This window comes from Sphingomonas sp. Leaf32 (genome assembly GCF_001421765.1).
Taxonomy (GTDB): Bacteria; Pseudomonadota; Alphaproteobacteria; order Sphingomonadales; family Sphingomonadaceae; genus Sphingomonas.
Genome location: NZ_LMLA01000007.1, coordinates 611,197 through 618,162 on the forward strand (window position 1 = coordinate 611,197; position 6,966 = coordinate 618,162).

The following is a 6,966-nucleotide window of genomic DNA, read 5'->3' on the forward strand; positions in this document are numbered from 1 at the left end:
CGCGACGCAGGCGTTGGCGGTTCGGCCCGGATGCGGGGGCAGGGCGAACAGGGTCGCCGTTGCCACTTCGCATCGATCGGTGGCCGGACTCCAAGCGCAGCGCGGCACCACAAGGGGGACGTCCATGAAATCGATCACGAAGCTGCTGACGACATCGTGTCTTGCGACCATGCTCGCGGGGACTGCCCATGCGCAGGTTGTGCCGGTAGAGGCTCTGCCGGAAACCAACACCACGTCGACGACCAACGACGATGACGACAAGGCGATCGTCGTCACCGGCACGCGCATCGTCCGTCCGAACAATAAATCGGCCGCCCCGATCGCGACCGTAACCGCGCAGGAAATCCAGGCGCAGGGCGCGACCACGATCGAAGAGGTGCTGAACCGCCTGCCGCAGGTCGCCCCGAACGCCGAACAGAATTACGCGGAATCGAGCGGTCGCCAGCGCATCAAGTTGCGCAGCCTGGGCTTCGAACGCACGTTGACGCTGGTCGATGGCCTCCGCCTCGGCATCCAGAACGGTCTGGACGTCGGCATCATCCCGGCGACTTTGGTCGAACGGATCGACGTGCTGAGCGGCGGCGCGTCGTCAGTGTACGGCTCGGACGCGGTGTCGGGCGTCGTCAACTTCATTCTGAAGAAGAATTTCGACGGCGTCGAAATCAACGCCAACTATAATTTCTACAACCATCAGAACCGCGAAAACGCCGTGACGGCTGCGGCGCGGCGATCGTTCTTCCAGGCGCCGACTGGACTGACCAATGACGGCGCACGCATGGACGTGACGCTGACGGCGGGCAAGTCGCTGCTCGATGACCGAGTCAACCTGACCGGTTTCTTCAGCTATCGCCAGGCGGATCTGTTGCCGCAGGGCTCGCGGTCGTGGTCGGCCTGCGAAGTGACGACGCCGACCCGCGATTCGGCACTGAGCTGCACCCGCAGCCAATACACCCAGGTCGGTACGATCATCCCGGGTGCCGGTGCCAATGCCGGGCGGGTACTGGTCAACAATCCTGACGGGTCGGGCAATTTCGTCCCGTGGGGATCGACCCAGGGCGCAGCCGCGAACCCGTTCGACGAATTCGCCGCCCAGCGTGAATTCAACCGAATCAATGCCGGTGGCTTCCTGACCATCAAGCTGTCGGACGCGGCCGAAATCTATTCGACGCTGCTGGCCTATCGCGACCGGTCGCAGAACCCGACGCCGTTGCGCGTCTATCCGGCAAGCGTCTTCGGCGCGTCATCCTATCAGGTGAACTGCAACAATCCGTTCCTGTCGGCGTCGCAGGGGCAAACGCTGTGCGGCAATGCCGCGGGTACGAACACGCTGGTCCCGTTCAACCTGCTATATCGTTTCGACGGATTGCCGCCCGCCTATAACAAGTTCGAGAACAAGGGGTATCGCGTAACCGGTGGTATTCGCGGCAACGTGTTCGACGCGTGGCACTATGACCTGTCGGGGGTGTATTCGACGAATACGTCGACGCTGACCTATCCCGCATTCCCGAACTTGGACCGGCTGCGCCAGTCGCTGATCGTCGACAATGTGAATGGCGTGCCGACGTGCCGCACTGGCGGCGCGTCGTGCGTACCGTTCAACCCCTTCCGCCCGTACAACAACGATGCGGCGTTCGCGAACTACGCGTTCGAGACTGTCGACGGATCGCAGATCAGCAAGCCCAGCATGTGGCAGGTGCTGGGTACGGTGTCGGGCGACCTCGGCAAATATGGCATCAAGTCGCCGCTGGCCGAGCAGGGGGTCGCGATCGCACTGGGCGTCGAATTCCGCGCCGAACGCTATATCGAAACCGCCGATGCGCTGTTCCGCGAAACGAACGGCGGCACCGACGCACGGTACACCCAGAACATCTGGGAAGGGAACGTCGAGGCGCAGCTGCCGATCGTCGAGGACCGCGCCTGGACCCAGCTGCTGCAGGTCAACGCCGGCTATCGCCGTTCGAAGTACAACCGTCTCAACGGATCGTTCGACACGTGGAAGATCGAGGGCCTGTGGGCCCCGGTCGACGACATCACCTTCCGCGGATCGATCAACAAGGCGCAGGCCGCGCCCACGCTGACCCAGGTCGTTTCGGCCAGCAATATCGGTTATGTGACCGTTGGTTCGCGCAACGATCCCTGTGCCACGACGCCCGATCCGCAGAATCCAGGCCGGTTCCTGGCCCCTACGGCCAGCATCGCCGCCTGCCGCGCTACCGGTCTGCCGGACAATCTGTACGGCAGCCAGACGCTCAGCTGCCCGGACGGATTGTGCACGATCCGCAACGGCGGGTTCGAACTGACGCCGGAAACCGCCTACACCAAGACGTTCGGTGTCATCCTGCGTCCGCGCTTCCTGCCGGGACTGACCGTCTCGGTCGACCGGTTCCTGATCGATCTGAACGACCAGATCAGCTACTTCGGCGCGAACGACTTCGTTAACGGCTGTATCCAGACGCAGAACCCGTATTTCTGCCGCGGCATCGTGCGCAATCCGACCACCTTTACCTTGTACAGCCCGGCGAACAGCAACCCGTCGACCGGCTTCTTCATTCAGGGCACGAGCAACGGATATAAGAGCGACTCGCACGGCTGGGACTTCCAGAGCCAATATGCGCTGAATCTCGAACAGGCGGGCCGCATCGACCTGAACTTCAACGGCACGCTGATGACGTCGATCGGCGGGCAGGAGGCACCGACGGTCGCGCCGCGCCAGTGCGTCGGCTATTATGGCCCGTTCTGCGGCGAGGGTTTCCCGAAATGGACCCACGGCCTGCGCACCACTTGGTCGTCGGTCGAGAACATCGTGAGCCTGTCGCTGAACTGGCGCTATCAGGGGCCGATGACGATCACCTACAACGCCTCTGCTGATACGGGCATTCCGTACGGTACGGCGGATCGTCGCACGACCTACAACCGCATCCGCGATTACAATTACTTCGACCTCGCGGCGACGTTCAATGTGGCGAAGCGCTACACGCTGCGTCTGGCGGTCAACAACCTGTTCGATCGTGACCCGCCGCTGATCCCGAACTCGCGGTCGCTGCTCGGACTGCTGCGCAACAACACGCTGTTCCGGTACGATCTGCTGGGTCGTCAGATCGTGGCCGGCGCTACCGTCCGCTTCTGATCCGCATCGCAAGGTGACGAAAGGGCCCGCTCCCCAATTGGGGGGCGGGCCTTTTCGTGTCAGGCGCTGCGCAGGCTGGCAGATTTCAACACGGTGCTGCGGCCGTCATCGCCGGTGACGGCATAGGTGAAGCCCGGCAGGATCGCGAACGCGCCGACCTGTCCGTGGCGATCCATCGCCAGAAAGCCGACCTGGACCCCATCGAGCGCCTTGCCCCGCAGCCTGGCGATATGCTCCACCGCCTCGCGGCACGCCGCCATCGGAGCCATGCCGGCGCGTAGCGACGACACGACCCGCGCGGTGCCGGCGATGCGGGTGACTTCCTCGCCCAGCCCTGTTGCGGTCGCCGCGCCGACGCCGGCTTCGACGAACAGGCCGCTGCCGACCTGCGGCGAATCGCCGACGCGGCCATGCAGCTTGAACGCCATGCCCGACGTCGTGCACGCGCCGGCCAGTTCGCCGTTCGGCGCACGGGCGATCATGCCGATCGTGTCATGGTCGAGCGGACCGCCCAGTGGTGCGCGCGCATTCTCGCTATTGGCGATGGGCGCATATTTGGACGTCTTCAGCCATTTGCGCCATTCGGCCTCCGCTTCGGGCGTCAGCAGCTTTTCCGCCGTGAAGCCCGATTCCAGTGCGAACTGCCGCGCGCCGTCGCCGACCAGGAAGGTGTGCGGCGTCCGCTCCATCACCGCGCGCGCGACCGAAATGGGATGGGCGATGTCCTCCAGCGCGGCGACCGCGCCGACATGGCCCTTGTCGTCCATGATGACCGCATCCAGCGTCACCCGCCCGTCGCGGTCGGGATAGCCGCCCTTGCCGACCGAATGGTTCGACAGGTCGGCCTCCGGCACCTTCGCCCCGGCCTCCAGCGCATCGATCAGGCTGCCGCCGGCACGGAAGCGGGCGACGGCGGCGTCATTGGCGGCGGCACCGAAATCCCAAGTGGAGGCGACGCGGAGAACGGAGGGCCGGCGCGGTTGTGCGGGCAGGCGGGCCGCGCCGGTCGCGGCGGCGATGCCGGCAATGGCGGTGCGGCGGGTAATGGTCGGCATGGATCGCCCTTTCACTGGTGATGCGCGGTTGTGCGCACTCCCCGGCAGTCGGGCAAGAGGATCAGACCGCGATCTCGCGCAGCACCGCGTCGAGCACGGGTATCCCCGCCGGGGTCAGCGCCAGCCGGTCGCCATCGCGCACCAGCAATCCCTGCCGTGCCAGCAGCGACACCGCGTCCGCCCGCACCACCGCATCGATCGGCCGCGCGCCCAGCATCGCGATGCGGGCGAGGTCTACGCCTTCACGCATCCTTAAGCCCATCACCAGCGCCTCGGTCACGCGTTCGTCGGGGGTCAGCGCATCCTCGCGTTCGATGCCGTGGCCGTTGCGTTCCACGGCGGCGATCCAGTTTTCCGGCTTCTTGCGGCGGACCGTCGCCAGTCCCGATCGGCGACCATGCGCGCCGGGACCGATGCCGGCATAGTCGCGATAGCGCCAATAGGTCAGGTTGTGGCGGCTCTCGGCCCCCGGCCGGGCATGGTTCGACACCTCGTACAGCGGCAGCCCGGCGGCGCGGGTCAGCGCCTGCGTCGTTTCGAACAGGTCGGCGGACAGGTCGGCATCAGGCAGGGTCAGCTGCCCCCTGGCAGCCAGCGTGGCGAAGCGGGTGCCGGGTTCGATAGTGAGCTGATAGAGCGAGAGATGCTCGGTTCCGAACGACAGCGCGCGAGCCAGTTCCGCTTCCCATGCCGCAAGCGACTGGCCCGGACGGGCATAGATCAGGTCGAAGCTGACCCGCGCGAAATGCCGCTGCGCGACGTCCAGCGCCGCCAGTGCTTCGTCCACGCCATGCGCGCGTTCCAGAAATGCGAGCGCATCGTCATGGAGCGCCTGCATACCCAGCGACACGCGGTTGACCCCTGCGGCGGCGATGTCGGCGAAGCGGGCGGCCTCGACCGAGGAGGGGTTCGCTTCCAGCGTGATCTCGATCGTGTCGGTCGGCGGCCAATGGGCGCAAGCCGCCTCGATGATCGCCGCGACGGTCGCGGGCGGCATCAGCGAAGGCGTGCCGCCGCCGAAAAAGATCGACGCCAGTCGCCGACCGGGTAGGGCGGCGGCTTCGTGCGCCAGGTCGGACAACAGCGCCTGCAGCCACGCCGCCTGATCGACGCTGTCGCGGACATGGCTGTTGAAGTCGCAATAAGGGCATTTCGACACGCAGAACGGCCAATGGACGTAGAGTGCCAAGGGAGGAGAGGCGGGAACTTGGTCGGGCTGCATCGCCGTCCCATATGGGGGCGATGCGAGCGATACAAATGCTGATGGCTGCGATGCTGCTGGGTGCCTGTTCCGCCGGGCCGGCGCACGTCCCCGACCGCGTCGTCGAACCCCGCGCGTTCGAAGGGGCCGCGCCCCGCGGTGCGGCGCAACTGCGGCAGGCGATGGAGGCGGGCCACCGGGCGGCGCGGGCGGAAGCCGGATTGCCGCCGCTGGCATGGGACCCGGCGCTGGCACGTGATGCGCAGGGCTATGCCGATACGCTCGCCACTGCCCTCCGCTTCGAACATTCGCCGCAGCCGCGCGGGGTGCCCGAGCAAGGCGAAAATCTGTGGACCGGCACGCGTGGTGCCTATCGCTATGGCGAAATGGTCGGGCATTGGGTGGCGGAGAAGCGCGATTATGTGCCGGGCGTCCTGCCGGCGGTGTCGCGCACCGGCTGGTTCGAGGATGTCGGTCATTATACTCAGATCATGTGGCACACGACCCAGCGGTTCGGCTGTGCCCAGGCGAGCAATGCGAAGGACGACTATATCGTCTGTCGCTACGTGCCCGCCGGCAATTATCCGGGGCAGCGCGCCTTCTGATCTGCGTCAGGGATTGTGGACGACCGCCAGCTTGTTGCCCGCCGGATCGCGAAGATAGGCGGCGTACCAGTTCGCGCCATAGGGACGCAGACCCGGCGCACCCTCGTCGCTGCCGCCCTGCGCCATCGCGGCGGCGTGAAAGGCGTCCACTTCGGCCTGACTGTCGACGAAAAAGCCGATCATCGTGCCGTTGCCAGCGGTTGCCGGCGCGGAGTCGAACGGAATGCAGGCCCACAGTACGAAGCCTTCACCGCTGCCGCCCTTCGAATAGCCGCGCCATCCGGGGAAATCGGCGTGGCTGCGCCAGCCGATCGTCGATAGCACCGCGTCGTAAAAAGCGTGGGAAATCGCCGGATCGACCACGCCTATCGTCGCATATACCGTCATCGTCTTCCCTCCCTGCATTGTGCCGGGAAGGTAGAATGGTTACGCGAACGTATCAAGAACAAAAATGGATCATCCGCGCGCGCCGGCGATCATCTTGGCGGCGATATGGCGGACGGCGTGGTCGTTCTTGTCGCTGCCCGGCGTCGGATCGCCCAGCTTATCGAGACTGGCTTCGAGCGAGTCGAGCAGGCCGGGATGCTGTTCCTCGACATAGCGCATCGTCCAGAACAGGAGATGCTCGACCGCAATCTCGCGGTGGCGGGTTTCGGTGATCGCGTCGGACATGGGCAGTTCCTTTCGGAACGCCCAATGCCCGGGTGGGGTGGGGCGTTCCCCGTCGGTACGCTCCACCAACGCCAGACCGTTCGTACTGAGCAGGGGCTGAGCGAAGTCGAAGCCCCATATCGAAGCCCCATATCGAAGCATCTTGCCGTGGCGGACCTTCGATACGCCCTTTCGACCGGCGCAATGGCTACTCAGGACTAACAGACTTAGGCAGCGTGGACAAATTTGAGCCAGTATCTTGCGGTGGCGAGGTGGACCATGCCCAGAAAGCTGGTGGCTAGCTGGTCGTAGCGAGTGGCGATGGCG

At 65.4% G+C, this 6,966-nt stretch carries 6 protein-coding genes; 2 read left to right on the forward strand and 4 right to left on the reverse strand.

The features are described from left to right. Nucleotides 1–124 precede the first annotated feature (124 nt). Nucleotides 125–3,127 carry a TonB-dependent receptor domain-containing protein gene (locus ASE83_RS10465; protein WP_235513211.1) on the forward strand — a complete coding sequence of 1,001 codons (3,003 nt, stop codon included), beginning with the start codon at nucleotides 125–127 and terminating at the stop codon, nucleotides 3,125–3,127. Nucleotides 3,128–3,186: 59 nt separating this feature from the next. Here the strand turns inward: ASE83_RS10465 and ASE83_RS10470 are convergent, their stop codons facing one another. Next, complete coding sequence (locus ASE83_RS10470) at nucleotides 3,187–4,182, reverse strand: N(4)-(beta-N-acetylglucosaminyl)-L-asparaginase (protein ID WP_055789149.1); 996 nt, start codon at nucleotides 4,180–4,182, stop codon at nucleotides 3,187–3,189. Between the two features lie 61 nt (nucleotides 4,183–4,243). Then, entirely contained in the window at nucleotides 4,244–5,404 is a 1,161-nt protein-coding gene (hemW, locus tag ASE83_RS10475) for a radical SAM family heme chaperone HemW (protein ID WP_055789152.1), read from the reverse strand. 35 nt (nucleotides 5,405–5,439) lie between these two features. Here hemW and ASE83_RS10480 point away from each other — a divergent pair, with 35 nt between their 5' ends. Further along, complete coding sequence (locus ASE83_RS10480) at nucleotides 5,440–5,988, forward strand: CAP domain-containing protein (RefSeq protein ID WP_235513212.1); 549 nt, start codon at nucleotides 5,440–5,442, stop codon at nucleotides 5,986–5,988. A gap of 6 nt (nucleotides 5,989–5,994) precedes the next feature. Here the strand turns inward: ASE83_RS10480 and ASE83_RS10485 are convergent, their stop codons facing one another. Both ASE83_RS10485 and ASE83_RS10490 read right to left on the reverse strand, forming a co-directional pair. After that, nucleotides 5,995–6,375 carry a VOC family protein gene (locus tag ASE83_RS10485; RefSeq protein WP_055789338.1) on the reverse strand — a complete coding sequence of 127 codons (381 nt, stop codon included), beginning with the start codon at nucleotides 6,373–6,375 and terminating at the stop codon, nucleotides 5,995–5,997. 69 nt (nucleotides 6,376–6,444) lie between these two features. Continuing rightward, nucleotides 6,445–6,660, reverse strand: a complete 216-nt coding sequence (locus tag ASE83_RS10490) for a hypothetical protein (protein ID WP_055789157.1) — start codon at nucleotides 6,658–6,660, stop codon at nucleotides 6,445–6,447. Between the last annotated feature and the right edge of the window lie 306 nt (nucleotides 6,661–6,966).